Source organism: Rubrobacter calidifluminis, assembly GCF_028617075.1.
Lineage (GTDB): Bacteria > Actinomycetota > Rubrobacteria > Rubrobacterales > Rubrobacteraceae > Rubrobacter_E > Rubrobacter_E calidifluminis.
Map to the genome: position 1 here is coordinate 79,510 of NZ_JAQKGV010000005.1, position 24,833 is coordinate 104,342.

Here is a 24,833-nt window from a genome sequence, read left to right on the forward strand (position 1 = left end):
GAGAGTTTAACGCGAACCGGACGGATCGTTTCCCTCGAAGACGAGGCGCACTCGCCCCTCCCGGTCCAGCATGAGCGCCGCGGAGTATCTCTTGCCAGCCTTGCTCCTGAACCCCTTGAGCATCCCGGTCCGACCCCGCTCGAGCAGTCGCCTGGCCTGCGCCTCGCTCACCCGCTTGCCGGCGATCGTTTTCCAGATGGAAAAATCACATCCGGTCCTCCTCCACGCGGAGCAGGAGTACGCCTTCTTCGTCTCGACGACCGGGGAGCCGCACTTCGGACAGGCGCCGATGGAGCCGCCGGCAGGCTCCGGCACCTTCTCTCCCTCCTTACGGTGCACCTCCTCGACGAGCTCCTTCGTGAAGGCTTCTATCTCAGACATGAAGCGCCCCCGGTCTTCCTCGCCGCGCTCCATCTTCGCCAGGCGCTCCTCCCAGCGGGCGGTCATCTCAGGGGAGGCGAGGGGGCTATCCCCGACGAGCGCGACGAGCCGGCGGCCCTTCCCGGTGGGCACGAGCACCTTCTTCTCCCGCTCGACGTAGCCGACCTGGATCAGACGCTCTACGATCGCCGCGCGGGTCGCCGGCGTACCGAGGCCGGAGTCCTTCATCCGCTGCCGCAGTTCCTCGTCCTCGACGAGCTTCCCGGCGGTCTCCATCGCCCCGAGGAGCGTCGCCTCCGAGTAGCGCGGCGGGGGCTTGGTCTTCCCCTCCTTCACCGCCACATCGGCCACCGCCCATTCATGCCCCTCCTCGACGGGCGGCAGTAGTAGTGGAGGCTCCTTCTCCCTGCTCCCGCCGACGCCGTCGGGGTAGAGCGCCCTCCATCCTGCCTCCAGCACCACCCTCCCGCGGGAGAGGAAAGTATCCTCCCCGACGGCGGTGACGACCGTGGTGTGCTCGAAGCGGGCCTCGGGGAAGAAAACCGCGAGAAAGCGCCGGAAGACGAGGTCGAGCACCCTCGCCTCGTCCTGCGGGAGCTCGCCCGGAGGGCGTCTCCCGGTCGGGACGATCGCGTGGTGGTCGGTCACCTTCGCGTCGTCCACGATACGCCTCCCATGCGGGAGCTCCGGGAGCGAGAGAAGTCTCGAGGCGAACGGTTCGAGCGCTGGCAGCGCCTCCGCCGCACCGATGCGCTTCTTCAGCGTGGGGACGAGATCTTTCGAGAGGTAACGGCTCGAGGTGCGGGGATAGGTGATGAGCTTGCGCCGCTCGTAGAGGCTCTGGGCAGCCTTCAGGGTGCGCTCGGCGGTGAACCCGAAGCGGGTGTTGGCGTCGCGCTGCAGCGCGGTGAGGTCGTAGAGGAGCGGGGACCGCTCGGAAACCACCTTTTTCCGTACCCGGCGCACCAGCCCCGTACCACCGCGCACCCTCTCCGCTATTCGCTCCGCCGCCTCCTTCTCCCCAAGGCGGCTCTCCTTGCCTTTGAACCACACGCCCTCGTAGGAGTCGTCGCCGCGGGAGAAGCGGGCGCGCACGGTCCAGAACGTCTCGGGGGTGAAGCCCTCTATCTCACGCTCGCGGTCTACGAGGAGCCTCAGCGTCGGGGTCTGGACGCGCCCGACGGAGAGGACGTCGCCGGGGCGGGAGAAGCGAACCGAGAAGGCGCGGGTGGCGTTCATCCCCACGATCCAGTCGGCCTCGCTGCGGCTGTGCGCGGCGTCCTCGAGCGGGCGCATCTCGCGCGCCTCCCTCAGGGAAGCGAATCCCTCCCGGATCGCCTCGGGGGTGAGCGCGGAGACCCAGAGCCGCTTCACCGGCTTGTCGCACCCCGAGAGCCGGTAGAGGCGGGAGAAGATGAGCTCTCCCTCCCTCCCCGCGTCGCAGGCGTTCACGACCTCCTCGACCTCGGGGCTGCACAGCAGCCGCTTTACGATCCGAAATTGCTCTCGGGTCTTCGGGGAGACGACGACCCTGAACCTATCGGGCAGGATCGGCAGATCTTCGAGCCGCCAGCTCTTGTAGCGATCACCGTAGGCCTCCGGCGGGGCGAGCTCTGCGAGGTGTCCGAGCGCCCAGGTCGCGATCCAGCCGCTCCCCGCGAGACACCCCTCGCCCCGGCGATGACGTCCCAGGGCGTTCGCGATGTCCCGCGCCACCGAAGGCTTCTCGGCGACGATGAGCCTCATGCGCCGAGTATACGTAAGCGAAGGCCACCCGGCACCACCCGCTTTACGGCTAGGAGGAGAGCCGCCAGAGGCGGGCGAAGGCCGCAACGAGCGAGAGGAGCATGACCAGTGCGCTCGCCACGCACCACTGGCAGATGGCGTGTATGACGAAGAGCTCCAGGTAGGTGAGATAAGCACTGAAGAGCGTACCTACAAGCGCGACGAGGAGGCCGAGGTAGGCTCCGATCTCCTCCCGCACCAGGGCTGAGACGAAAAGCAGCGCGTACCCGACGAGCCCGAGGACCGGGACGGGCACCCCCGCGAGGCTGGCGTAGCGACTCGACTGGACCGTCTCGCAGCCGTGACTCCCTCCGGCGCAGACCGGTGCTATTCCTTCGAAGTGCACCCACGTCAGGTAGGCGCTTATCCCGAGCCCGATCACGGCGAGCGCGACCAGAGCAGCCCGCAGACCGCGATTCCTCCCTCTCTTGACGCTAGGAGCCACCGACCTGCTTTATGGTCGAGGAGATCTTGCCGTAGCTCTGCGCCTGATCGCCGGTGAGCTTCTTCTTCCCGCCGGGCCCCTCGACGATCAGGGTCGGGGTAGAGTTGACCCCCTCGGCACTCGCCTTCTTCTGTACCTTCTCGAGCCCCTTCGCGAGTGAAGGGTCGGAGAGAGCGCCCTTCCAGCGGTTCATGTCGAGCCCCGGGGTCTTTTGGGCCAGGTTGTTCAGAAAATCGTCGGTCACGTAGCCGCTGTTCTCGGTCTTCTGGTTGGCGAAGAGCAGATAATAGTATCCCCAGTAGCGGTTCTGTTTCGCCGCAGCGAGCGCGGCCTCGGCGGCCTTTACCGAATCAGGCCCGATGAACGCCATGGGCTCGGAGACCAGCTTCACCCTGCCAGGCTTGACGTAGTCCTTCACCAGCCTGGGGAAGACGTTGCGGCTGAACTCCCCGCAGTAGGGGCACTGGAAATCCTCGTAGAGGTAGATGGTGACCGGAGCGCTCCCCTTCCCGAGGGTCGTGCCGTTCTGCGGCACCCCGGCGTAGAGCTTGCTCACCTCCCCACTTGAGGCACCGCCTCCGCCGAGCTGGCTGATCGCGACCAGGATCGCAGCAACGACGATCGCAGCCGCCACGATCAGGGCGAGTATCATCCGGGGAGATCTTATCGAGGTGCTTTTCAGGTCAGACTCCTTCCACCAGCGGAACGCAACTCTGGATTATATGCCAGCGGGCGCCTCGCTGAAAAGCCGTCCCAAACCTGCTACCGGACTTCACACCCCGCCCCCGGGAATCTCTGGCCTGGGACGGGGCATTCTGGCACCCCGCAACATCTCTGATATACTCTGGCTCTGCATGCTCGGAGGAGTGGCCGAGTGGTTGAAGGCGGCACCCTGCTAAGGTGTTATACCTCTCAACAGGGGTATCGAGGGTTCGAATCCCTCCTCCTCCGCTTCTCTTCCCAGTCATACCGGAAGCACAGAAAAAGGGCCGGGATGATCCCGGCCCTTTTCCCAGCCTATATGAAGGGGGATGGACAGCCGCCTCAGAGTGGCGGTCGGAGATTCCTCACGCTCTGTGCATCCCCTTTCATAGGCTTGCTCGTCATACCATGCTCCGCAGCTCAGCAACCATGTCCAGCCCCTGCTGCTTGCAGAGGTCCTTCGGCCGCATGATCGCCTGCTCGTCGAGCAGGTTGCGGGTTCTGGCCTCCTTCTCCAGGTGACGCTCAATGACGTCGATGGCCCGGTCGACCTCCTCGCGGGTGTACTCCCGAACCTTCTCGTGGGTGATGGTCGGCATCTACTTCACCTCCTCTCCTCGGCTGATTGGGAGACTCCTCTCTTGTAACGTTTCGGGCCTCCCAGCCTGCCTTCAGCATAGGTCCGTCCCGGAGACTTGTCAAGAAGAAATTTGCCCGCAGTAGCCCGGATTGTGCGATAGCGCACCAGGAATCGTCCGATATCCTCCTGGATCCGCGAAGGCCCCGTCCAGCAGCATCGGGACCACCGGGAAGGTGTCCTCGGAGAGGCAGAGATCAAGGTCCTTCTCGTAGCCAAGACGGAGGAGCCTGCGGGCCGCACTCACGCGGCGGAGGGCCCGTATGGGACGCTCCTGGTAATCGCGCATCACCCTCCGGGCCCGCTGGTCCGGCTCGGCTCCCTTTCCCACCAGACGGGCTATGATTGCCCCGGCGGCCCGCTCGTCCTCCGCGGCCCGGTGGCCCCTCCATCCGCAACCGATCACCGCAACCTCCCCGTCCCCCGGGTGGAGAGCCCCGGCCACCGCGCTGGCGTTTACGAAGGATCCGGCCAGGATACGGGGAGATCCCGTCGCGGCTCGAATGATGCGCGTCCCGTTGGTAGTGGTGAGGACTACCGTCGAGCCTGGCACTATCCCGGCCCCGAGAATCTCGGTCGGAGAGTTCCCGAAATCGAAACCCCTCACCTTGGCCCCGCCGCGCTCCCCCACCTTGTAGTCACCCTCCGCGGCCAGGGCCTCGGCGACGGATCCCACCGGCCTCACCCGCGCCCCCAGGGACACGAGCACCGCTATCGTCGCCGAGGCCCTGAAGGTGTCCACCACCACGACCGTGGCCCCCCGGCGGGCCGCCTCCCGGGCGCCACGCTCTCCACCCGAGTAGCTAACCTTCAGGATCCGCTCGCCACACATGGCAGCGGATTATACGCCCGGCGGGGGCGGGCAGTCCGCCTCCGCACTTCTAGCGGCGAAATATCCGGATGGCGCCGAGCATCCCGAGAGCGAGCAGTGCCGTCCCGGAGACGAACGCCACGGGCGGCGCCCCTCCGGTGTCAGGAAGTACGGTCATCCCTCCCGCCCCCTCCTGCTCGCTCCCGCCGACTGGAGAAGCAGCATCGGAGCTCCAGGAGCTCTGAGAGGAAGAACCTCTGGAGCTCTGGGGAGCGGGGGAAGACGCTGGAGCAGACGGCCGGGACGTGGCAGAGGAAGAGGCCGTCAAGCCGGCCTGCTCAGCCCCGGCCACGGGCCCCTTATACCCCTCCGGGGCCTTGGCGAGGCCCATCTCTATGGCCCTCTGGGCGGTGGAGTCGGGCTTCACGAGCTGGGGCGGCGGAACCTCAAGCTGGGAGGGTACAGGAGCCGGCGGCGGAACCGCAGCCTGCGGCGATGCCGGCGGCCGAGGGGCGCCTCCCCCAGGTTCCTGCTCCCCGCCATACTGATCTCGCGCCGCGTTCGCGTACTGATCCCGGGCGGGGTTCGCGTACCGGTCCTGCCCAGCGCTGGAGTACTGGGAGGATGCCGGGCTGGAAGCGGTCGGCCCGCTAGCGCCGGACGATGCCTCGCCCGCAGGCCCTGCAGCGGACGCACCCGAAGACGCGGAGCTGGCCGGAGCGCTGGGCTGCGTCGATGCCTTGCCCTCAGAAGTCGAAGGACCGGTCGGGGTAGAGACCGGCACCTCCTGTACGTCGACCGTGCCGACACCAACGGAGGTGAGCCCGATGGCCTGGGCGGCGGCGTAGGAGAGGTCGAGCTGCCTGCCCGCCACGTACGGCCCCCGGTCGTTGACCGTGACCACCACGCACCCATCGTAGCAGACCCTGAGCTTGGTGCCGAACGGCAGGTACGGGGAGGCGGCGGTGTAGTCGTACATGTTGAACGGCTGACCGCTCGCCGTGAGCGCGCCCTGGAAGCCAGGGCCGTACCAGCTGGCCACCATTTGCTGCGCCCGGGCCACCCCGGGGGCCACCAGCGAGAAGACCACAGAAGAACAGAGAAGCAAACAGAAAACCCTGACCCTGCGCCGAAGCGGCAAGACGAGAGTCGCCAATCGATCCCCCCTCCAGATTTTTCTCGTCCCCGGTACTTATCCCAGGCTTTTTCAGATTAGCAACACTGATACGAGCAGGTCAACAGGACAAGGTGGTCTTACCGCACCAATCTACGCCAGGCTTGACATATGGTATCAACAAGGACAAAAGCACGACATGTTGTGTTGTTCCGAGCCGGCACCTAGAGAGAAAGGCCACAGATGGTGGCGTTAGAATGGTGTAGAAAAGGGTTTTGAGGATTCTCTGCAAGGAAAGCTGCAAACGAGAGGGAGAGCAATGATACACGGAGGCTGCCGATGAGGTACCGCACCATCCACGGCACGGACATTAGCGTATCCGAGGTAGGTTTCGGGGTATGGACGATAACCACCGGCTGGTGGGGTGATGTAGACAGGCAGCGTTCGGTCAACCTGCTCAGGGAAGCCTTCGAGTTCGGCATCAACTACTTCGACACCGCGGACACCTACGGCAGGGGGTTCGGCGAGGAGGTTCTGGCTGATGCCGGGCTCACCTCCGCGGGCATGCGCGACAAGGTGGTGATCTCGACGAAGTTCGGCTACGACTTCTACAACCACGCCGAACGCGAAGGTCAGCACGAGCGTCCGCAGAACTGGTCGGAGGAGTTCCTGCGCTTCGCGCTGGAGCAGAGTCTGAGGCGACTCGGCACCGATTACATAGACTTCATTCAGCTGCACAATCCCAAGTCCGACGCCATAGACAATGACGCGCTCTTCGAGCTGCTTGAGGAATTCAAACGGGAGGGCAAGGTCCGCGCCTACGGCGTCGCCCTCGGCCCGGCCATCGGCTGGCGGCAGGAAGGCCTGCGCGCGATCCACGAGCGCCGCGTGCAGGTGGTGCAGATGATCTACAACATCCTCGAGCAGGATCCCGGCCGGGACTTCATCGCCGCCGCGCGGGAGGCCGGCTCGAGCCTCGTCGTCCGCGTCCCACACTCGAGCGGTATGCTCGAGGGTCACTACGACGAGAACACCACCTTCCCGGAAAACGACCACCGGCGTCACCGCCCGAAAGAGTGGCTCGTCGAGGGCGTCAGGAAGGTCGAGCAGCTGCGCTTCCTCGAAGAGAGCGGGCGCACCCTGGGCCAGGCGGCGCTCAAGTTCTGCCTGGCCGAACCGGAGGTGGTCTCCACCCTGCCCAACATCTACGGCAGGGAACAGCTCGAAGAGTTCGCCGCCGCCCCCGACACCCCCGACCTCACCGACGAAGAGCTCGACCGCATAGCGGAGCTCTACGAGAACAACTTCGGCCTCGCGCCCGCGAGCAGGAGGTGAGTCATGGCCGAAACGAAGATCCGCCAGCACCACGAACAAGAGGAGGAGAACCTCCCGGTCCAGTACATAAACTACACCTTCTTCAAGCTCGACCCGCTCTGGAGGAGGCTCCCGTCCGAGGAGCGTGAGCGCGGCAAGCAGGAGTTCCTGGACGCGGTGGAGAGCGGCGCGGAGCAGATGATCCTGCGCTCCTACTCCCTGCTCGGGCTCCGCTCTGACGCAGACTTTATGCTCTGGCGCATCGCATACGACCTGGACGCCTTCGAGAGGATGACCGGCGCGCTGCTCAACACCGGGCTCGGCCGGTACCTCTCGGTCGCCTACTCCTACTTCGCCATCAGCCGCCGCTCCATCTACGTCGGGGAACACACACCCGGCTTCGAGAACAAACGTTACATCGTACCCGGAGAGGGAGAGTATCTCTTCGTCTATCCGTTCGTGAAGCGTCGCGAGTGGTACCGGCTCCCGCTCGAAGAGCGCCAGCGGATGATGAACGAGCACATGAAGGTCGGCCGCGCCCACTACCCGATAAAAAACAACACCGCCTACTGCTTCGGCATCGACGACTACGAGTTCATCCTCTCCTTCGAGGCCGAGTCCCCGAAGAAGTTTCAGGACCTCATGATGGATCTGCGCGAGACCGAGGCCAGCAGCTATACCGAACTCGACACCCCCATCTTCACCTGCCGACGTAGATCTTTACCGGATATCCTAGATTTTTTAGGATAGTTAACAATGCAGCCGTAGAGATGCAGGTTTAACCTGCTGTATAATTTCAGGTACGCACCAACCTTGGCCGGAGGGCCTGTTTATGGCCCTCCGGCTGAAAAAACTCTGAGAGCATCCCCACCACCCCGGCTGGACAGCGGGCATCCCGTCTGTATAATAATCCCGACATGATTACTCGGATTAGAGACAGGATAGGCGCACGCCCTACGGAGCTGGTCGGCAACACCCCTCTGGTGGAGCTATCTGGCATCGGGCGTGAGGTACCCGGGGTAAGGATTCTTGGCAAAGCGGAGTGGTACAACCCGGGAGGCTCGGTCAAGGACCGTCCGGCGCTGTGGATGATCCGCGCCGGCGAGAGGAGGGGGGCCCTCAGGAAAGGCAAGACGATCCTCGACGCGACCAGCGGCAACACGGGCATAGCGTACGCCTGGATCGGGGCGACGCTTGGCTACCGGGTGAAGCTGTGCATGCCGGCCAACGCGAGCGAGGAGCGCAAGAAGATCCTGAGGGCGTACGGGGTAGAGATCGTGCTCACGGACCCGGGAGAGGGTTCGGACGGGGCGATCCGGGAGGCGAGGAGGCTTTACGCCGAGGATCCGGAGCGGTATTTCTATCCGGACCAGTACTCCAACCCGGCCAATCCGAGGGCGCACTACGAGACCACGGCGCCCGAGATCTGGGAGCAGACGGCCGGGGAGGTTACGCACTTCGTCGCCGGGCTCGGCACCAGCGGCACCTTCGTCGGGACCGCGCGAAGACTCAAGGAGTACAACCCGGAGATAAAGGTGATCTCCTTCGAGCCGGACTCTCCGTTCCACGGCCTCGAGGGCATGAAACACATGGAGAGTGCGATCGTACCCGAGATCTACGACCCGCTCGTCGCCGACGAGAACCGCGCCGCCTCGACCGAGGCGGCCTACGCGATGGTGAAGCGGGTGGCGCGCGAGGAGGGGCTGCTCATCGGCATCTCCGCCGGGGCCGCGGTGGCCACCTCGCTCGAAGTTGCAAAGGAGATCGGGGAGGGGGTCGTCGTGACGATACTGCCCGACGGGGCGGACAAGTACCTCTCCGAGAGCTTCTGGGAGGACTAGTTGCCGCTAAAGATCGGACGGGGAGACATCCGCAACATCGAGGAACATGCGAGGGAGGCGTACCCGGAGGAATGCGCCGGCGTGCTCGTCGGGATGAACGCCGGGGAGACGAAGATCGTGGTGGACGTGTGGCGGGCGGAGAACACCCACGAGGGTGAGCGCGAGCGCCGCTTCCTCATCGAACCTTTGAAGATAAGGGAGTTCGAGGAGAGGGCCGAGGAGCGGGAGATGGAAGTCCTCGGCTTCTACCACACCCACCCGGATCATCCGGCGGAACCCTCGGAGTACGACCGGGAGCATGCCTGGCCCGGGTGGTCCTACGTCATAGCCTCTGTCGGGGCCGACGGCATCAAGGACATACGTTCCTGGGTGCTCAAGGCCGACCGCTCGGGTTACGACGAAGAGACGCTGGTGGAGTAGAGAGAAGGAGTCACGTAAGATGCCCAAGGTCAAGATTCCAACGCCCTTGAGACAGTATGCGGGGGGCAACGCCGAGGTCACCATCACCGGCAAGACCGCCGGGGAGGCTCTCGGCAAACTCGCCGAGGAGTACCCGGAGCTCAGGCAGCACCTCTACACCGGGGACGGCAAGCTTCGCTCGTTCGTGAACGTCTACAAGGGTGACGAGGACATCCGCTACCTCGACGGGCCGGAGACCGCCGTCTCGGATGACGACGAGCTCTCGATCATCCCGTCCATCGCGGGGGGTTGTCGCGGGGAGACCCGCTGAGATCCCATTACGGCGGGCCGCGGTTCGCCCCGGCTCAGGAGAGCAAAGTCAGGAGTTTCAGGAAGACATGCAGACGCGCAAACCTCTGATACACGAGACGAACGGGCAGGTCGAGCTTACCAACGAGGAGATCGCCCGCTACAGCCGCCACCTGATCATGCCCGAAGTGGCGCTGGAGGGGCAGAAGAAGCTCAAGCAGGCCCGGGTGCTGACGATCGGAGCCGGCGGGCTCGGCGCGCCGCTCGCGATGTACCTCGCGGCGGCGGGGGTCGGCACCATCGGGATCGTCGACTTCGACGTCGTCGACGAGTCGAACCTGCACCGGCAGATCATCCACGGGACCTCCGATGTGGGCCGGCCCAAGCTCGAGAGCGCCCGCGAGACCATCGAGGACATAAACCCCAACGTCAGGGTCGAGGCCTTCGAGGAGCAGCTGACGAGCGAGAATGCCCTCGACATCTTCCGCGACTTCGACATCATCGTCGACGGCACGGACAACTTCCCGACCCGCTATCTCGTCAACGACGCATGCGTCCTTCTGGGCAAGCCGAACGTCTACGGCTCCATCTTCCGCTTCGAGGGGCAGGCGAGCGTGTTCTACGCGGAGGAAGGGCCGTGCTACCGCTGCCTCTACCCCGAGCCGCCGCCTCCGGGGCTCGTCCCGAGCTGCGCCGAGGGTGGGGTGCTGGGGATCCTTCCCGGCGCGATCGGGGTCATCCAGGCCACCGAGACGGTGAAGCTCATCCTCGGGATCGGGGAGCCCCTGATCGGGCGGCTCCTGCTCTACGACGCCCTTGGCATGCGCTTCCGGGAGATGAAGCTGCGCAAGAACCCCCAGTGCCCGATCTGCGGTGAGAACCGTACGATCCACGAGCTCATAGACTACGAGGAGTTCTGCGGCATCCCGCAGGCCCGGGCGGCCGAGGAGGAGAACGAGGTGCCGGAGATCACCGTGCAGGAGCTCAAGGAGAAGCTCGACCGCGGCGAGATCTCGGTGCTCGACGTACGCGAGCCGCACGAGTATGCGGTCGCGAACATCGGGGCTCCGCTCATCCCGCTCGGTGAGTTGCCGGAGCGCCTGGCCGAGCTCGACCGCGACAGGCCGCTCGCCGTCCACTGCAAGAGCGGTGCGCGCAGCGCCAGGGCCGTGAAGCTTCTGCGGGACGCCGGCTTCGAGAACGTCTACAACGTCAAGGGCGGGATCAACGCCTGGAGCGAGGAGATAGACCCGAGCGTCCCGAAGTACTAGGGAGATCACAACTCCGGCGGGCGGGGGTCGTGCGGTTCACGGCCCCCGCTTTTCAGTGCACGTAGGAGGCGCCGTTTATATCTATCGTGGCCCCGGTCGCGTGGCGGACGGCCCCGGAGGCCAGGAAGGCGACGACGTTCGCGACCTCCTGCGGTGGTGCCAGCGAGCCGAGGGGTATCTCGCGTGCGGGATCCTCGCCGCCGCGCCGGACGAACTCGCGGGCCATCTCCGTCTCGACGAAGCCGGGGGCCACGGTGTAGGCGAGGATTCCCTCCCGGGCGAATCCCCGGGCGATGGTGCGGGTGAGCGAGACCATGCCTCCCTTGGAGGCAGCGTAGGGCATGTACTCGGGGTCGTCCCCGCGGAAGGCCGCCCGGCTCGCGACGTTGATGATCGTGCCGCCCCCGCGCTCCCTGAAGTGGAGGATGGCCTTCCGGCAGAGATCCGCGGCGGAGATCAGGTTGATCCCGAGCGTCCTCTGCCAGACCTCCTTCCAGCGACCACCGTCTTCCACGGAGACCGGCTCGTAGATGCCTGCGTTGTTCACCAGCACGTCTACCCGTCCCCGCCACCCGACCGCCTCGGACCAGAGCCCCTCCACGGAGGATGCGTCCTCCAGGTCGGCCCCCACGCAGAGACAGTGCCCGGTCTCGGAGGCTATCTTTCGCGCCTCCCTCTCGCCCCTGTTGTAGTGGAGCACCACCCCGGCCCCGGCCCCGCACAGCGTCCTCACGATGGCCTCGCCGATGCCACGCGACCCGCCGGTAACGAGCGCCACCCTGTCCCGCAGAAAATCCATCCAGAAAGCCCCTCCGCAGCGTTTGCCTCCAGCAAGCGACATTCTGGCAGAAGTCGTCTCCTGTGGCAGGGCGGGGATCCGTATACCGGCGCGACGGCGAGAGGCGGACCCGCGCAGGTCCGCCTCCTGCTCCTTCAGGTGCTCACGATCTTCACGGCATCGGCGATGATGTAACCTCCGGCCGAGGTCCAGCGGGAGATTCTCACGCAGGCAGAGTCTCCGGCTGCGAGCGTGAACGTGCCGAGGTTGTTCCAGCGGCCGCCGTTTTTGGTCTGGTCCACCCGCACCCACTCGAGCCCCGAGGTCGTCTGGATCCCGACCGGGACCGAAGGGTTGTACCCCGGGGAGCTCGGCCACCAAGCGTACACCTTGTAACTCCCGGTAGTCGGGATCTTGAACCTGTAGAGCGCGTCGTCCGAGACGGCCTTCGGGGTGGTGTAACGGTAGTTCCGGCCGTGTTTCTGTCCGTTCCAGGAGCTCGTCTTCCAGTTGCTGGAGGCCGAAAACCGGGCGCTGGCGTTGTCCACCACCTGCCTGTAGACCTGGGCTGCGCCGGCGTACTGGGCGACGTAGCTCATGTAGAGGTCCCAGTTCCAGTAGGGACCAGGGTCCTTGTGATGGTCAACCCCTCCATACTCACCAGGGTTGTTCGGGTCCGGTACCTCATCATGCCCGATTATGTGCTCGCGGTCTATCGCTATCCTGTACTTCTCGCACAGATACGCCGTCAGCCTCGCCGAAGAGCGGTACATCGCATCCGTGAACCACGAAGGGTCGTCTATGTAGCCCTCGTGCTCTATCCCTACCGAGTGCTCGTTGTAGTACCAGTTGCCCGCGTGCCAGGCGATGTCCTTCTCGAGAACCGACTGTCCTATGTAGCCGTCGGAGGAGCGCACCACGTAGTGGGCCGAGGACTGGGCTGCGGGGTTTTCGAACCAGTTTATCGTGGCCGACCAGGAGCCCTGGGTGACGTGGATTATGACCATGTCTATTGAGTAGTCGGTGGGGCGGTTTGCGGGGGTGTAGTTCGCCGTGCTCGCGGGGTAGTAGCCTGCGTAGGGGTAGTCCGCACCCATTACGAGATCTCCCGCGCCTGCAGGACGATCCGTTCCCCGCCGCTGGTACGTCTGGAGGCCCCTTTTCTCAGGGTCTGGAGGACCTGGGCCGCGTAAAGGTCCCCACCCCCCACACCCGAGACGGCTTCGTACCTCGGGCCGTGCCCTCCCCTTCCGGAGACGGCTCCGTACCAGCCGGCGAGGGTTGCGGGCCTCGCGCTGCCCTGGGAGGAGGCGAGCAGCGCCGCCCCGCCGAGGATGTTGGAGAAGCGATCAGTCTTGAGCCGGCGCTCCGGGATGCCGGTGAGCCTAGAGGCCGCGCCTAGTGTGTCGGCCGAGGGGTTCTGCACGAGCGCCATGATGCCGAAAGCGCCCCGTCTCTCCGGGTCCCCCCTGCGGTAGGAGCAGAGGCTGGCCGGAGGCATCTCCCAGTGGGTGTTGACGTAGCCCATGGCCAAAAGCAACTCGACCGGGACCCTGTATCTCTTCGCCGCCCGGTTGAACTCATTCTCCACCGACGACGACACCTCGACCCGGGCATAAGCCACGGGAGCGACGCCGAGCAACGCCGCGCCCCCGGCCAGACCGCCGCCGACCTTCAAGAACTCCCCGCGGTCCATGGTCCGGGACAAGGCGCCCTCCATCCTTCTGGAAGATCTCATGCTCGTCCCCTCCTTCTCCGGGAGATGAGATCCGCGCAACGATCCGTCCTCCTCATCGCGTGGTCATCTCGCCTCGACACAAGCTGTTATCGGCTGGGAGAAGGATGGGCTTTATCACTTCGAGCGGTCCGGCGGTTAGAGTTTTCACATCCTCCTGTCAGCGGAGGCGAACCCCGAAGTCTACAGTGTAGAGAGAGGCACCCCCGTTCTGCTCGAAGACCCCCTGGGCCACACCGACACCCACCTCGCGATATTCGCCGTTCAGGATGTTCGCCCGATGCCCGGAGCTTTGCATCCAGGAGTCCATCACGCTCGCGGGCCGGCCGTAGGGACCGCTACCCCAGGCGATGTTCTCCCCCACGGTCCAGTAACGGTACCCGTCGGGGGTGTATCCAAAGGAGATCAGACGCTCATAAAAGCTCTGTCCGTCGTAGGAGTCGTGCGAGAAGTACTGCTTCTGCAGCATCTCGCGCGAGTGCGCCCGGGCTGCGCGCTCCAGGATCGGGTTCACGCAGAGCGGTTTCAATCCGTTGTCGACCCGGATGCGGTTCTGACGCCAGAACACCCCCGCCTCGTAGCGGCTGAGCGTGATCTTGCCGCCGGAACATTTCCTTACCCCGATCCCGCCGCTCTGGGCAGCAACGGTCCGGGGGCAGAGCGCCAGGACTACGAGAAAGGCGATGACGAGAGGGATGGCTGCGAAGAGACGAGGGGTCCGTACCAAGGGTTTGGATCTCCTTTCGAAAACCGACCACCGGGATACATCCCGGTAGTCGGCAGGAGACCCGCAAAACTTTAAGCGGGGTCAGAGAAGGGGGCGTCCCTCACCCCGGCGGCCATCCCATCCTGCGCCCCCCGATCACGTGCAGGTGAAGGTGGTCTATGGTCTGGTTCGCGTCGGGACCGCAGTTGATCACCGCGCGCCAGCCGTTCTCGAGCCCCTCCCGGGCCGCGACCTCCTTCGCCACCGTGAACAGATGCCCGACTATGGGTTCATCCTCCTCCGTCAGGTCGTCCAGGGAGGGGATGACCTTGCGGGGGACGACGAGCACGTGCGTCGGGGCCTGCGGGTTGATGTCGCGCAGGGCGATGCAGCGATCGTCCTCGTAGAGGATGTCGCCCGGTATCTCCCGGTCCATTATCTTCTGGAAGAGCGTCTTCTCTGCCATATCCGGGTAGCTTAGCCGCCGCGGCCCGTCGCTTCAAGCGAACCCTTCTAGCGCGTGAAGTCCGTCCCCTTCTCCAGGTCCCTGATGTACGCCGCGATCACGCGCGCGCAGCGCTCGACGTCCTCCAGGTCGACGATCTCGTTCGGGGAGTGCATGTAGCGGTTGGGACAGGAGACGAGCCCGGTCGCGATCCCCGCCCGCGAGAAGTGGATCGCGTCGGCGTCGGTGCCGGTGCGCCGGGAGTCCCCGGCGAGGGTGTACGGGATGCCCTCCCTCTCGGCGGCGGAGATGAGCCCCTCGGTGACGAACGGGCTCAGCGCGGAGGCGCGGGAGATCACCGGGCCGCTACCCAGAGCGTGCTCGCCCTCCTCGTTCTCCGAGACGCCGGGGATGTCGGTCGCGTGCGCGACGTCCACGGCTATCGCCGCGTCCGGGTCGAGCCCGAAGGCCGCGGCCCGGGCGCCGTTGAGCCCGATCTCCTCCTGCACGCTCGCCACGGCCACGACCTCGGCTGCGAGGCCATCCGCCTCGGAGAGGAGCCGGAGCGCCTCGAGAACCACGAAGGCCCCCACCCGGTTGTCGACCGAGCGGGCGGCTATCCTGCCGTTCGCGAGCTCGACGAGCTCCTGGTCGAGGACCCCCACGTCGCCGACGCGGACCCGCTTCTCCGCCTCCTCTCTGTCTCTGGCCCCGATGTCTATCCAGAGGCTCTTTATCTCGGAGACCTTCTTGCGCTCCTCGGCGTCCATGAGGTGGATGGCCTTCTTGCCGATGACGCCGAGGACCTCGCCGCCACGCCCCATGAGGCGCACCCGCTGCCCGACGAGGACCTGCGGGTCCCACCCACCGACGCCGATGAAGCGGATGAGGCCCTTCTCGTCGATGTGGGTGACCATGAGCCCGATCTCGTCGATGTGTCCGCTCAGCATCACCCGCGGCGAACCACCCGGGTTCAGCGTGGCGAAGGAGTTGCCCATCCTGTCGCCGCGCACCTCGGCGAAGCCGGAGGCCTCCTCGCGCCAGATGCCAGCCGCGGCCCCCTCGGCCCCGCTGGGCCCCGGCGCGGCGAGCAGCCTCTTGAAGAAATCGTAGGACGTTTCTCTCATCGTGCTCTTTCTAGATCGCTCTCTTCTCGAAACCCGAACGACGAGAGTATATTATTCTCCACCGCCTTTTATCTCGACGCGGATCTCTCCCTCCTCCTCGGGGTCCCCTCCCTCGCCCACCATCCGCCAGGGGATGGAGATCTCGAAGTCCTCCGTGAAGGGGTTGGGGGAGATCCGGATCCCCTCCCCCTCCCAGATCGGCTCGAGCCTCCGGCCCATGAACGAAAACCCGCCCCGGTACCAGGGATGGTCGTTGCGACCAGCGTCGTTGAGGCAGATGAAGAGCGAGAGGTCGTCGCAGAGCTGCAAGAGGCGGAAGTCGTGCTCGACGGTCTCGAGCGCTTCCTCTGGCAAGACCCGGCGCAGACGCTCCTGCCGGGACATCTCCTCCTCAAGGAAACGTGCCTCCGGCTCGGTCTTCGGATGCCGGAAGAAGGAAGCGTAGTGCATGCTGCACAGCAGCCCGGCGTAGGGGTCCTGTTTCTCGACTGTCCCTATGCCCCGCCGGTAACCCTCCAGCTTGGGCTCTATCGGGTAGTCGACGAAGGAGTACGGCCGGCCCTCCTCCTCGTTCCAGAGCACCCGGCGGTCGAGCTCGCGCCATCCCACGTCGTGGTTGGCTATGGCGTAGACCGTCGAGGACGAGGGCCTCGGTTCCCAGCTCCAGTGCCGGGCGAACCGTCCCGAGGCCAGCGCGTGCTCGTGCTGGCCGATGAGGAGATACCCGCCATCCTTCTCTCTCACTATCACGGATCCATTCCTCCTCAGAGAACGAGCCTGCGATCCACGGCGAGCGGGGAGCGCACAGGCCGTGCGAGGAAGGCCTCCTCGGCCACCTCGAGCTTCTCCTGCAGGACCGTCACCAGGATCAGGGCGAAGCCCCCATCCTTCATCTCCCCCGTCCACCGGAGGGCGAACTCCTCCGGGAGCCCCATCCCGAGCACCCTCTCGCGCAGATGGGATCGGCGGCGGTAGAGGATGACGCCCGCCGCGAACCCCAGCGTGACCAGAATCTGCAGGCCCACCCCGACCAGCAGGTTGACCGGCGCCACGGCCGCGTCGACCGTCGTGCAAGTGAAGTACACGCTGCCGAGCTCTACCCACTGCCTGCGTGAGATACCGGCCTCGATTGAAAGAACCCGGCAGCCGGGCAGGGTGAGCCTCACCACTTCGAGGTCTCGCCTGCGCGCCAGCACCACTGGCTCCGCGGCGCTGGTGTTCCGCAGTTCGCGCACCAGAGAGGTCAGCGTCTGAAGATCGGGGACCACCGCCCCCAGCGTATGGTAGCGCCGCACCTCCACGTCTCTTTTGTACCAGATCCCACCGGATCTCACGCGAGCATCAGCAGGGCGGCCGCCACCACCGAGCCTATGAAAAGCCCGGCGGCGACGTCGAAGGGGTAGTGCACACCCAGGTAGACCCGGGAGAGCGCGACCAGAAACCCGGCCGCGATGAAGGCCGGAGCGAAAGCCGGGTAGGCAAACGAGAGGGTTATCGCCCCTGCGGCCGCCGTCGCCGAGTGCCCGGAGGGGAAGGAGCTCGAGCTCGGGGTCTTTATCAGGGGGGCGATCCCGGTATCGCTGATGTAGGGCCGGGTGCGGTTGAAGAGGTACTTGGAGCCCTCGGCGCACGTCCAGGAGATCGCCACCGCTCCCCAGGGGACGAGCAGGTGCGAGAGCCTGAACCCGCCGAAGACGAACGCCACGGCGGCCAGCATCCCCCACAGGAACCCCGCGGTGCCGAGCAGGGTGAACAGACGCAGCAGACGGGTCAGCGGCGCCCACTTGAGGCGGAAGACAGCCCCGAAGAGCGCCCGGTCGAACTCTTCTATGTCCTTCAAGATGGTCTTCAACTCCGGCCGGTAAAGTCTACCCGGTTCGCAGCCGTCCGCCGAACGCCATCCCGGGTAGAATATGCCCTGCTGAAAATGCGTCCTCACAAAACGGGAGTTCAAAGGTTACCATGGACAGAAGCCTGATAGAGAGAGCCTTGAAGGAAGCCAGAGAGGCGGGCCACGACCTGGTCGTCTGGGACCGCAGGGACACCTTCACCATCGAGAACGACAAGCTCGACGATCTCTCCCTGGAGGACGGCTACCTGCGGGCACTGGTCGGCAGGGAGAAGGCGGTGGTCTACGTCGAGCTCGACTCCATATACAAGCTCGTCGTGGAGAAGGAGCGACCCCACCGCGCGGGTCTGCGCGCGGGGTTTGGGGCGGGTTAGTCCCCCCGCCTCAATATCTCCACCCCCCCGGAGGAGCGGGCCACCACCGCCGCCTCGGCCATCCCGACGAACAACCCGCATTCCAGAGCCCCCGGCACGCTCTTTATCTCGACTTCCAGCGCAGCCGGGTCTTCTATCGGGGGGAAGAGGCAGTCGACGGTGTAGTGACCGCCGTCGGTGACGAAGGGGTCATCCGCCCCCTCAGCCTTCCGCAGGGTGGCCTCACACCCGAGCGAGGAGAGCGCCCGCAGGGTGGCCTGCCACCCGAAGGGTTCGACCTCCACCGGCACCACCCCCTCCCCCAGCCTCTCCACCGGCTTGGTCTCGTCGGCAACCAGGACGAAGCTCTCGCTCGCGAAGGCGACTATCTTCTCCCGCAGGAGCGCCCCGCCGCGCCCCTTTATCGCGGAGAGGTCGGGCGAGATCTCGTCCGCCCCGTCTATTGTGACCCGGGGACGGACCTCGGCGAGCGTGGCCAGCGGTATACCAAGCGCCCTGGCGGCTTCTGCCGTGCGCTCGGAGGTCGGGACGCAGACGACATCCTCAAGCGTCCCCTCGCACAGCAGCTCCCCCACCCTCCTTATGGCCCAGGAGGCGGTGGTCCCGGTGCCGAGTCCGATGGCCATCCCGCTCCGGACGAACTCCTCGACCGCCCGGTAGCCGGCGCGCCGCTTGAGGTCGTCCTCCGGGGTGGGCGAGCGGGGACCGTCCACTCCGTTCCCAGCCGCGGCGCTAGCCTACCACCTCGACCTTCGAGGCCTGCATCTTGCCCCTGCGGCCTTCGACCACCTCGAACTCGACGATGGCGCCCTCTTCGAGCGTCTTGAAGCCTTCGCCCACTATCTCGGAGTAGTGGACGAAGAGATCCTCCCCGCCATCCTCGTTCTCGATGAAACCGTATCCCTTCTCGTCCGAGAACCACTTCACTCTGCCGCGCGCCACGATACCTCCACCAGCCCTACTCCAGCTCCGGATCGGGCCGCAGGGAGAACGGCCGTGCCCGGAGCAACCTCACGACACGCCGCCATCATCGGCGGCAGGGCAAGACTCTACCACCAAGCCGCCCCCCAGGCAAAATTTCTAGTGTGATCCTTTCCCGGGCTGCACCCCGAGCCTTACGGTGACCTCCCTCGGCACCCCGCCCGGCCTCACCACCTCGAGCCTCAGCCGGTCGCCCGGCCTGCCGGCGTTCACCGCCGAGATCACGCCGTCGGGGCCCGAGACGCGCCGTCCGTTGACACTGGTTATGACGTCGCCGAGCGGCACCGGGAGCCCGCCCACGTTCACCCTCTTCTTCCCGGCTCCCCTTATCCCGGCCCTCTGCGCCGGTCCACCGTTCGTCACGCCCGCAACTATTGCCCCGTGGTCTGGCAGGCCGTACCGTTCCGAGAGCTTACCGGCGGACACGCCGGTATAGGCCGAGATATCGCTGATCCCGAGCCCGTACATCCGCACGCCCAGGTAGCCGTGCCGGACCTGACCCTGCGTCACGAGCTGCTTGACCACACCCTTCACGGTGTTGATCGGGATGGCGAACCCTATACCTTCGTAGCTGCCGGTCTCGGTCGCTATCTGGGCGTTCACCCCGATCACGTTACCACTCGCGTCGATGAGTGGCCCGCCGGAGTTACCGGGGTTTATCGGGGCATCGGTCTGCAGGGCGCCGCTTATGGTGTAGTTGTTGGGAGCCCGGATCGAACGATCCAGACCGCTTATTATCCCGCTGGTCACGCTGATACCTACGTTCAGCGGGTTGCCGATGGCGACAACCGGGTCGCCGACCTTCACCGCGTCGGAATCCCCGAGCGTGAGCGGCTTGAGCGCGCCCTTCGGGGCGTCCACCTTGAGGAGCGCCACGTCCGTGGAAGGGTCCGAGCCCACCACTCTCGCGCTGCACCGCAGCCCGCTCGCGAACTTGACCGAGATGTCCTTCGCCCCTTCGACGACGTGCTGGTTGGTGATTATGTGGCCGTTTTTGTCCAGCACGAAGCCGGACCCTCCCGCGGGCCCGGAACTGGAAGCCACGTCTATGCTCACGACCCCCGGCCCGTCGCGGTGGTAGACCATCGCGGCGATGGAAGACGATCCACCTCCCGATCGTGGAACGCTGACATTCGAGGAAGGGGCCTGGTTTATGGTCACGTTACCGGTCTGATCCCCCGGTCCGACCTGCAGAACGACGAGCGCGGCGACAGCCCCGCCTAAGAAGGCGGAGACGAGAGCGATCAAAGCGGTCCTCAGGATAGCTCACCTCCCCCGCGTCCGGAGGCGGCCGCCCCCAGACAATCTCAGATGACCCGCCGGCCCATCGCCGAGGCGAAGGGGGAGAGCGTCTCCCTGAGCGTCATAAGATCCTCGACGGGAAGGGCCTGCTCCCCGTCGCACAGCGCCTCCCTGGGCTCGTGGTGCGACTCGACCAGAAGACCATCGGCCTCCGCGGCCACGGCCGCCTTGCTCAGGGGCACGACCAGATCCCTCCTCCCGGCCGCGTGCGAGGGGTCCACGATGACCGGGAGCTCGGAGAGCCGCTTGGCCACTATCACGGCGGACAGATCGAGCGTGAAGCGGGTCGAGGGTTCGAACGTCCTTATCCCCCTCTCGCAGAGGACTACGTTGTCCCCGCCGGAGGAGGTTATGTACTCGGCCGCAAGGATCCACTCCTCGACGGTCGCGGCAAACCCCCTCTTCAGGATCACCCCGTGCTCTTTCGAGCCCTTTATCGCAGAGCCGACCCGCTTCAAAAGCGAGAAGTTGTGCATGTTGCGGGTGCCTATCTGCAGGATCTGGGCGTGCTCCATCACCACATCTATGTCGGCGGGGTCCATGATCTCGGTCACCACCTTGAGCCCGAGATCCCCCGCCACCCCGGACATTATCCTCAGCCCCTCCACGCCGAGGCCCTGGAAGGAGTAGGGGGACGTGCGGGGCTTGAAGGCCCCACCCCTCACGTAGGAGAAACCTGCCTCCTTGACGGCCCTCGCCGAAGCCTCGAACTGCTCGTAGCTCTCCACGGTGCAGGGGCCCGCGACCACCCTGAAACTCTGCGGTCTTATCATCCCGTTGTTCGTCCGGGCCTGCACCCCGGTGCTCTCTCTTACCTCCATCCGCTACTCCCCGCGCCTCTGAAGCTCGATGTCCCTGATCCTGTGCATGATCAGCTCGAAGATGTCGCGCATGGAGGAGTCGTAGATGGGCCCCTCGTTTATCTCGACGACCCTCCGCAGGATCTCCTCCTCGCGCCTGGGATCGAAGAGTGGTATCCCCGCCTCCAGCTTGTATTCGGCCAGCTCCTGTACGAGCCGGGCCCTCTCGTTGAGAAGATGGACGAGCTCCTCGTCCACCTCGTCGACCCTCTCCCGGAGAGAGCTTATTCTCTCGTTCGCATCCAAGATTCTCTCCATGAGTCTGCGATTGTATCCGCCTGCGACCCTCCGGACAAGGAGAGGCCGTTGCAAGCCTTCACCCGAGAGACTAGTCTGTTATACCTGGATACGTCAAGCAACACCTCGAGAACAAGGAGCCCCGCAAGTTGAAGTTCAGAAGAGAGCTCGACCCCCTCAAGCCCTACAACCCGCCGTGGATCTCGCACGAGGCAAAAGCCGAACGCGGCGAGGGCGACTATGTCAAGCTCACCGCCAACGAGCTCTCTTTCGGACCGCTCCCGGAGGCGGAGGCCGCCATCAGCGAGGCCCTGCCCCGCCTCAACCGCTACCCGGACCGCCACGCCGCCGCCCTGCGCGCGGCGATCTCCGGGGCCAACGCCGGCATACGCCCGGAGAACGTGGTGGTGGGCAACGGCTCGAGCGAGGTGCTCCTGAACCTGCTGCAGCTCGTCGAGCGGCCGGGGGAGGTGGTCTTCCCGTGGCCCTCTTTCAGCCTCTACGCGACGATAGCCCGCATCGTCGGGCTCGAGGCGCGCAGGGTGCCGCTGCGCCCGGACCACGCCGTGGACCCCGACGCCCTGCTCGCCGCGCTGACCCCGAAGACCCGGGCCGTCATCCTCTGCAACCCGAACAACCCGACCGGTACACACCTGAAGCTGGAAGAGGTGCGGGCCATCGCGGACAGGCTGCCGGAAGACGTCCTGCTGATCCTGGACGAGGCCTACTACGAGTTCGTCGACGACCCGTCGTACCCGGGTTCGCACGAGCTGGCGCTCTCCACGCAGAGCGTGGTCTGCGTGCGCACCTTCTCGAAGGTGCACGGCCTGGCGGCCCTCAGGGTGGGTTACGGCCTGGCCCCCCGGGAGATCGCAGACTACGCCGAGCGGGTTCGTTTCCCCTTCAGCGTGAACCTGGCCGCTCAGGTCGCCGCGGCGGCCTCGATGGGCGCCCCCGAACGCATCGCCAAACGGGCCTCGTTCGTGATCGAGGAGCGTACACGGCTGCAGCGGGCGCTCGACGAGGCCGGCGTGGAGTACGTCCCCTCGCAGGCCAACTTCGTGCTGGCGAAGATAGAGCCGGCGGTCTTCCGCAGGGCCGGGGTCCTGGTGCGGGAGGGCGATGCGCTCGGGTATCCGGGCTGGAGCCGCATTACCATAGGAAACTCGGCGGAGAACGACCGCGTGATCTCCGCGTTCTCGGGGAGGTAGGGTGCGCCGCACGCTCGCCGTGGTCGGGGTCGGTCTGATCGGAGGCTCCATCGGTCTCGCCGCCCGCAGCAGGAGGGACTGGGAGGTGATCGGGGTGGACCGGCCCGGCGTGCTGGAGAGGGCCGCCGCCCTCGGTGCGATAGACCGCCCCTCGACGCTCAAGGAGGCACGCGAGGCAGACCTCATCGTCCTCGCCGCCCCCATCTCTCAGATAGTCACCCTCCTGAAAGATCTCTCGCCCACCAGGGCACTCATGACCGACGTGGCGAGCACCAAGGCCAGCATAGTGCGGGAGGCGGAGAGGCTGGGGCTGCGTTTCGTCGGCGGACACCCGATGAACGGCAGCCAGCTCGCCGGCGTCGACAACGCCCGGGCCGACCTCTTCGAGGGCGCCCGTTACTTTCTCACGCCGACCGAACGGACCGACCCGGACGACTACCGGGAGGTCTCGGGTTTCGTCAGGAGCCTCGGCGCGACGCCCACCGCGGTGGAGGCAGACAAGCACGACCTGCTGATGGCGGCGCTCTCGCACCTGCCGCACCTGATGGCGGTCGCGCTGCTCAGGGTGGCCTCGGACATCTCCCCGGAGGCGCTCTCGTTCGCCGGGCCCTCCTTCCGGGATCTCACCCGCGTGGGGTCTTCGAACCCCTCTCTATGGGCCGACATCCTGGCCGAGAACGCCCCGGCCCTGGGGGAGGTACTGGGCCGCTTCGCCGGGGCGATGGCTCAGATAGGCAGCGAGATCTCGAACCGCGAGGTGATCGAACGCCGCTTCCGCGAGGCGCGGGAAGCCTACGAAGCGCTCGGCGGTATCCTGATCGAGAGGAGCGGCAAGAACGTCGAGATATCCGTGCCGGTGGAGAACCGCCCCGGGGTCTTCGCCGAGGTCACGACGCTGCTCGGCAGGAACAACATAAACATCCTGGATCTCTACGTCCGCCACTCGAATACCTCGCGAGCCGCCCTCGTCCTCACCGTGGACTCGAAATCCGCTCCTCCGGCGCGGCGTCTTTTGCAGGAGGCAGGCTTCCGCGTCGAGATCCTGGACTAGAGAGCCGCCCACCCGGGTCACCGTGGCGTATCCAGACGAGGCTCCACGTAGATCCCGATGTCCTCCTCGGGATCCACGGCAACGGGCCGCAGCACCCGAGGCATGCCGTACCCGCCGCTGCCGGGGAAGCTCATCCCGGGAATCGCGCATCCCTGCTCCAGGGTGGCGCCAGAGAGCCCTCATCAGATAGCTCTCCCGGGCTCCACGAACGGATATTGCTATCCGTCTGCGCACGACGAACTAACTAACGGGCCCGATCCCCGAGCAGGTGCCTCAGCGCCCCCTCGAGCTCCGGGTAACGGAAGCGATAGCCGCTCTCCTTCAGCTTCGCGGGCTCCATGCGGGCACTCGCGAGCAAAAGTTCGTCGGCCATCTCCCCGAGCACGGCGCGGGCCGCGAACGCCGGAAGCGGGAAGAGCGCCGGACGCCCCAGCACCCGCGACAGAACCCGCGTGTACTCGGCGTTGGTCACAGCTTCGGGGGCGGCGACGTTGACCGGCCCCTCGATTGAGTCGGTCTTCAGACAGTGGATGATCGCCCCCACCACGTCCTCGACGGCCACCCAGCTCCAGTACTGCCTGCCCGAGCCTATCCTGCCGCCCAGCCCGAGCCTGAAGATGGGCAGGGTGGTCCCGAGTGCCCCGCCCTTCGCGGAGAGCACGATCCCGAGCCGGGGGTGTACGACCCGGATCCCGGCCTCCCGCGCCGGGTCGGCGGCGGCCTCCCATTCCCGGCAGACCCCGGCGAGGAAACCCTCGCCGGGCCCGCTCTCTTCGGTGAGAAGCTCGTTCCCCCGATCCCCGTAGTAGCCGCTCGCCGAGATCGAGACCATCACCCGAGGCCTCTGACGCAACCCGGCGACGCTCTCGGCCAGCAGGCGCGTCCCGCGCACCCGGCTCTCCCGGATGCGGCGCTTCTTGGCCTGCGTCCAGTAGCCCATGATGCTCTCACCGGCGAGGTGCACGACCACCTCCACCCCCTCGAGCCGCGAGACGTCGATCCTGCCCGCATCGGGGTCCCAGCGGATCGTGTCCTCCGAAGAAGGCCGCGATCGGCTCAGGCGCACCACCTCGTGCCCACTCGCCTCAAGCTCAGAGACCAGAGAAGAACCCACGAGCCCCGTCGAACCACTGATTAAAACCTTCACCAAAACCTCCCCGACTCGCAC

Annotated in this window: 30 protein-coding genes and 1 tRNA gene; 10 read left to right on the top strand and 21 right to left on the bottom strand. The window is 65.9% G+C overall.

Features of this window, described 5'->3' with window-relative positions; genetic code table 11:
- Positions 1 to 6: 6 nt before the first annotated feature.
- From PJB24_RS05560 to PJB24_RS05570, 3 genes are read right to left on the bottom strand one after another with little or no spacing between them, the layout of a single operon-like run.
- On the bottom strand, positions 7 to 2,127 hold the full coding sequence (locus PJB24_RS05560; RefSeq protein ID WP_273843575.1) for a DNA topoisomerase III: 2,121 nt from the start codon (positions 2,125 to 2,127) through the stop codon (positions 7 to 9).
- A 49-nt stretch (positions 2,128 to 2,176) separates the two neighbouring features.
- The gene (locus PJB24_RS05565; RefSeq protein ID WP_273843577.1) at positions 2,177 to 2,611 is read right to left on the bottom strand and encodes a vitamin K epoxide reductase family protein; all 435 of its coding nucleotides are present in this window, start codon (positions 2,609 to 2,611) and stop codon (positions 2,177 to 2,179) included.
- Positions 2,601 to 3,263 carry a DsbA family protein gene (locus tag PJB24_RS05570; RefSeq protein WP_273843579.1) on the bottom strand — a complete coding sequence of 221 codons (663 nt, stop codon included), beginning with the start codon at positions 3,261 to 3,263 and terminating at the stop codon, positions 2,601 to 2,603. Before PJB24_RS05570 ends, PJB24_RS05565 begins: the two co-directional genes overlap by 11 nt.
- A 208-nt stretch (positions 3,264 to 3,471) precedes the next feature.
- On the opposite strand from PJB24_RS05570, the gene PJB24_RS05575 reads away from it, so the two are divergent.
- Positions 3,472 to 3,562 (top strand) — tRNA-Ser (locus PJB24_RS05575).
- A gap of 152 nt (positions 3,563 to 3,714) precedes the next feature.
- Here the strand turns inward: PJB24_RS05575 and PJB24_RS05580 are convergent.
- The 3 genes from PJB24_RS05580 to PJB24_RS05590 form a co-directional block, all read right to left on the bottom strand.
- Positions 3,715 to 3,912, bottom strand: a complete 198-nt coding sequence (locus tag PJB24_RS05580) for a hypothetical protein (RefSeq protein WP_273843581.1) — start codon at positions 3,910 to 3,912, stop codon at positions 3,715 to 3,717.
- Positions 3,913 to 4,011: 99 nt separating this feature from the next.
- A complete protein-coding gene (locus tag PJB24_RS05585; RefSeq protein WP_273843584.1) occupies positions 4,012 to 4,782 on the bottom strand; it encodes a 2-phosphosulfolactate phosphatase in 771 nt (256 codons plus the stop codon).
- Between the two features lie 49 nt (positions 4,783 to 4,831).
- The gene (locus PJB24_RS05590; protein WP_273843586.1) at positions 4,832 to 5,917 is read right to left on the bottom strand and encodes a septal ring lytic transglycosylase RlpA family protein; all 1,086 of its coding nucleotides are present in this window, start codon (positions 5,915 to 5,917) and stop codon (positions 4,832 to 4,834) included.
- A 297-nt stretch (positions 5,918 to 6,214) separates the two neighbouring features.
- On the opposite strand from PJB24_RS05590, the gene PJB24_RS05595 reads away from it, so the two are divergent.
- The 6 genes from PJB24_RS05595 to moeB all read left to right on the top strand — a co-directional run bounded on the left by PJB24_RS05595 (position 6,215) and on the right by moeB (position 11,009).
- Entirely contained in the window at positions 6,215 to 7,210 is a 996-nt protein-coding gene (locus PJB24_RS05595) for an aldo/keto reductase (RefSeq protein ID WP_273843588.1), read from the top strand.
- A gap of 3 nt (positions 7,211 to 7,213) precedes the next feature.
- Positions 7,214 to 7,939, top strand: coding sequence for a chlorite dismutase family protein (locus PJB24_RS05600; protein ID WP_273843590.1), 726 nt, complete (start codon positions 7,214 to 7,216; stop codon positions 7,937 to 7,939).
- Between the two features lie 167 nt (positions 7,940 to 8,106).
- Complete coding sequence (locus PJB24_RS05605) at positions 8,107 to 9,030, top strand: PLP-dependent cysteine synthase family protein (protein WP_273843593.1); 924 nt, start codon at positions 8,107 to 8,109, stop codon at positions 9,028 to 9,030.
- Positions 9,031 to 9,450, top strand: a complete 420-nt coding sequence (locus PJB24_RS05610) for a M67 family metallopeptidase (RefSeq protein ID WP_273843595.1) — start codon at positions 9,031 to 9,033, stop codon at positions 9,448 to 9,450. It abuts the gene before it with no gap.
- A gap of 19 nt (positions 9,451 to 9,469) precedes the next feature.
- Entirely contained in the window at positions 9,470 to 9,760 is a 291-nt protein-coding gene (locus PJB24_RS05615) for a ubiquitin-like small modifier protein 1 (protein ID WP_273843596.1), read from the top strand.
- Positions 9,761 to 9,827: 67 nt separating this feature from the next.
- On the top strand, positions 9,828 to 11,009 hold the full coding sequence (gene moeB / locus PJB24_RS05620; RefSeq protein ID WP_273843597.1) for a molybdopterin-synthase adenylyltransferase MoeB: 1,182 nt from the start codon (positions 9,828 to 9,830) through the stop codon (positions 11,007 to 11,009).
- 52 nt (positions 11,010 to 11,061) lie between these two features.
- Here the strand turns inward: moeB and PJB24_RS05625 are convergent, their stop codons facing one another.
- The 9 genes from PJB24_RS05625 to PJB24_RS05665 form a co-directional block, all read right to left on the bottom strand.
- Positions 11,062 to 11,808, bottom strand: coding sequence for an SDR family NAD(P)-dependent oxidoreductase (locus PJB24_RS05625; protein ID WP_273843598.1), 747 nt, complete (start codon positions 11,806 to 11,808; stop codon positions 11,062 to 11,064).
- A gap of 134 nt (positions 11,809 to 11,942) precedes the next feature.
- On the bottom strand, positions 11,943 to 12,884 hold the full coding sequence (locus PJB24_RS05630; RefSeq protein ID WP_273843599.1) for a golvesin C-terminal-like domain-containing protein: 942 nt from the start codon (positions 12,882 to 12,884) through the stop codon (positions 11,943 to 11,945).
- Positions 12,884 to 13,525 carry a hypothetical protein gene (locus PJB24_RS05635; RefSeq protein WP_273843601.1) on the bottom strand — a complete coding sequence of 214 codons (642 nt, stop codon included), beginning with the start codon at positions 13,523 to 13,525 and terminating at the stop codon, positions 12,884 to 12,886. Before PJB24_RS05635 ends, PJB24_RS05630 begins: the two co-directional genes overlap by 1 nt.
- A 157-nt stretch (positions 13,526 to 13,682) precedes the next feature.
- Positions 13,683 to 14,249 (bottom strand): CAP domain-containing protein, encoded by a 567-nt coding sequence (locus PJB24_RS05640; RefSeq protein ID WP_273843603.1) that lies wholly within the window; start codon positions 14,247 to 14,249, stop codon positions 13,683 to 13,685.
- Between the two features lie 100 nt (positions 14,250 to 14,349).
- Positions 14,350 to 14,694, bottom strand: a complete 345-nt coding sequence (locus PJB24_RS05645; RefSeq protein WP_273843604.1) for a histidine triad nucleotide-binding protein — start codon at positions 14,692 to 14,694, stop codon at positions 14,350 to 14,352.
- 47 nt (positions 14,695 to 14,741) lie between these two features.
- A complete protein-coding gene (locus PJB24_RS05650) occupies positions 14,742 to 15,800 on the bottom strand; it encodes a M42 family metallopeptidase (protein WP_273843606.1) in 1,059 nt (352 codons plus the stop codon).
- A gap of 51 nt (positions 15,801 to 15,851) precedes the next feature.
- The gene (locus tag PJB24_RS05655; RefSeq protein ID WP_273843609.1) at positions 15,852 to 16,550 is read right to left on the bottom strand and encodes a DUF3891 family protein; all 699 of its coding nucleotides are present in this window, start codon (positions 16,548 to 16,550) and stop codon (positions 15,852 to 15,854) included.
- 14 nt (positions 16,551 to 16,564) lie between these two features.
- Positions 16,565 to 17,134, bottom strand: coding sequence for a hypothetical protein (locus tag PJB24_RS05660; protein WP_273843612.1), 570 nt, complete (start codon positions 17,132 to 17,134; stop codon positions 16,565 to 16,567).
- A complete protein-coding gene (locus PJB24_RS05665) occupies positions 17,131 to 17,640 on the bottom strand; it encodes a phosphatase PAP2 family protein (RefSeq protein WP_273843614.1) in 510 nt (169 codons plus the stop codon). Before PJB24_RS05665 ends, PJB24_RS05660 begins: the two co-directional genes overlap by 4 nt.
- A gap of 122 nt (positions 17,641 to 17,762) precedes the next feature.
- On the opposite strand from PJB24_RS05665, the gene PJB24_RS05670 reads away from it, so the two are divergent.
- Complete coding sequence (locus PJB24_RS05670; protein ID WP_273843616.1) at positions 17,763 to 18,023, top strand: hypothetical protein; 261 nt, start codon at positions 17,763 to 17,765, stop codon at positions 18,021 to 18,023.
- Here the strand turns inward: PJB24_RS05670 and rpiA are convergent.
- From rpiA to PJB24_RS05695, 5 genes are all read right to left on the bottom strand, one after another.
- The gene (gene rpiA, locus PJB24_RS05675; RefSeq protein WP_273843618.1) at positions 18,020 to 18,736 is read right to left on the bottom strand and encodes a ribose 5-phosphate isomerase A; all 717 of its coding nucleotides are present in this window, start codon (positions 18,734 to 18,736) and stop codon (positions 18,020 to 18,022) included. The two genes, PJB24_RS05670 and rpiA, sit on opposite strands and share 4 nt — an antisense overlap.
- Positions 18,737 to 18,755: 19 nt before the next feature.
- On the bottom strand, positions 18,756 to 18,965 hold the full coding sequence (locus PJB24_RS05680) for a cold-shock protein (protein WP_273843620.1): 210 nt from the start codon (positions 18,963 to 18,965) through the stop codon (positions 18,756 to 18,758).
- Positions 18,966 to 19,103: 138 nt separating this feature from the next.
- Entirely contained in the window at positions 19,104 to 20,252 is a 1,149-nt protein-coding gene (locus PJB24_RS05685) for a S1C family serine protease (RefSeq protein ID WP_273843623.1), read from the bottom strand.
- A gap of 59 nt (positions 20,253 to 20,311) precedes the next feature.
- Positions 20,312 to 21,127 (bottom strand): 3-deoxy-7-phosphoheptulonate synthase, encoded by an 816-nt coding sequence (gene aroF / locus PJB24_RS05690; RefSeq protein ID WP_273843625.1) that lies wholly within the window; start codon positions 21,125 to 21,127, stop codon positions 20,312 to 20,314.
- A gap of 3 nt (positions 21,128 to 21,130) precedes the next feature.
- Complete coding sequence (locus tag PJB24_RS05695; protein WP_273843627.1) at positions 21,131 to 21,412, bottom strand: chorismate mutase; 282 nt, start codon at positions 21,410 to 21,412, stop codon at positions 21,131 to 21,133.
- A gap of 140 nt (positions 21,413 to 21,552) precedes the next feature.
- Between PJB24_RS05695 and hisC the strand changes: the two genes are divergently transcribed.
- Together hisC and PJB24_RS05705 are read left to right on the top strand one after the other, a co-directional pair.
- Complete coding sequence (hisC, locus tag PJB24_RS05700) at positions 21,553 to 22,614, top strand: histidinol-phosphate transaminase (protein WP_273843628.1); 1,062 nt, start codon at positions 21,553 to 21,555, stop codon at positions 22,612 to 22,614.
- 1 nt (position 22,615) lies between these two features.
- Positions 22,616 to 23,665 (top strand): prephenate dehydrogenase/arogenate dehydrogenase family protein, encoded by a 1,050-nt coding sequence (locus tag PJB24_RS05705; RefSeq protein WP_273843631.1) that lies wholly within the window; start codon positions 22,616 to 22,618, stop codon positions 23,663 to 23,665.
- A 244-nt stretch (positions 23,666 to 23,909) separates the two neighbouring features.
- Here PJB24_RS05705 and PJB24_RS05710 read toward each other — a convergent pair whose 3' ends face one another.
- Positions 23,910 to 24,812 (bottom strand): TIGR01777 family oxidoreductase, encoded by a 903-nt coding sequence (locus tag PJB24_RS05710; protein WP_273843634.1) that lies wholly within the window; start codon positions 24,810 to 24,812, stop codon positions 23,910 to 23,912.
- Positions 24,813 to 24,833: the final 21 nt, after the last annotated feature.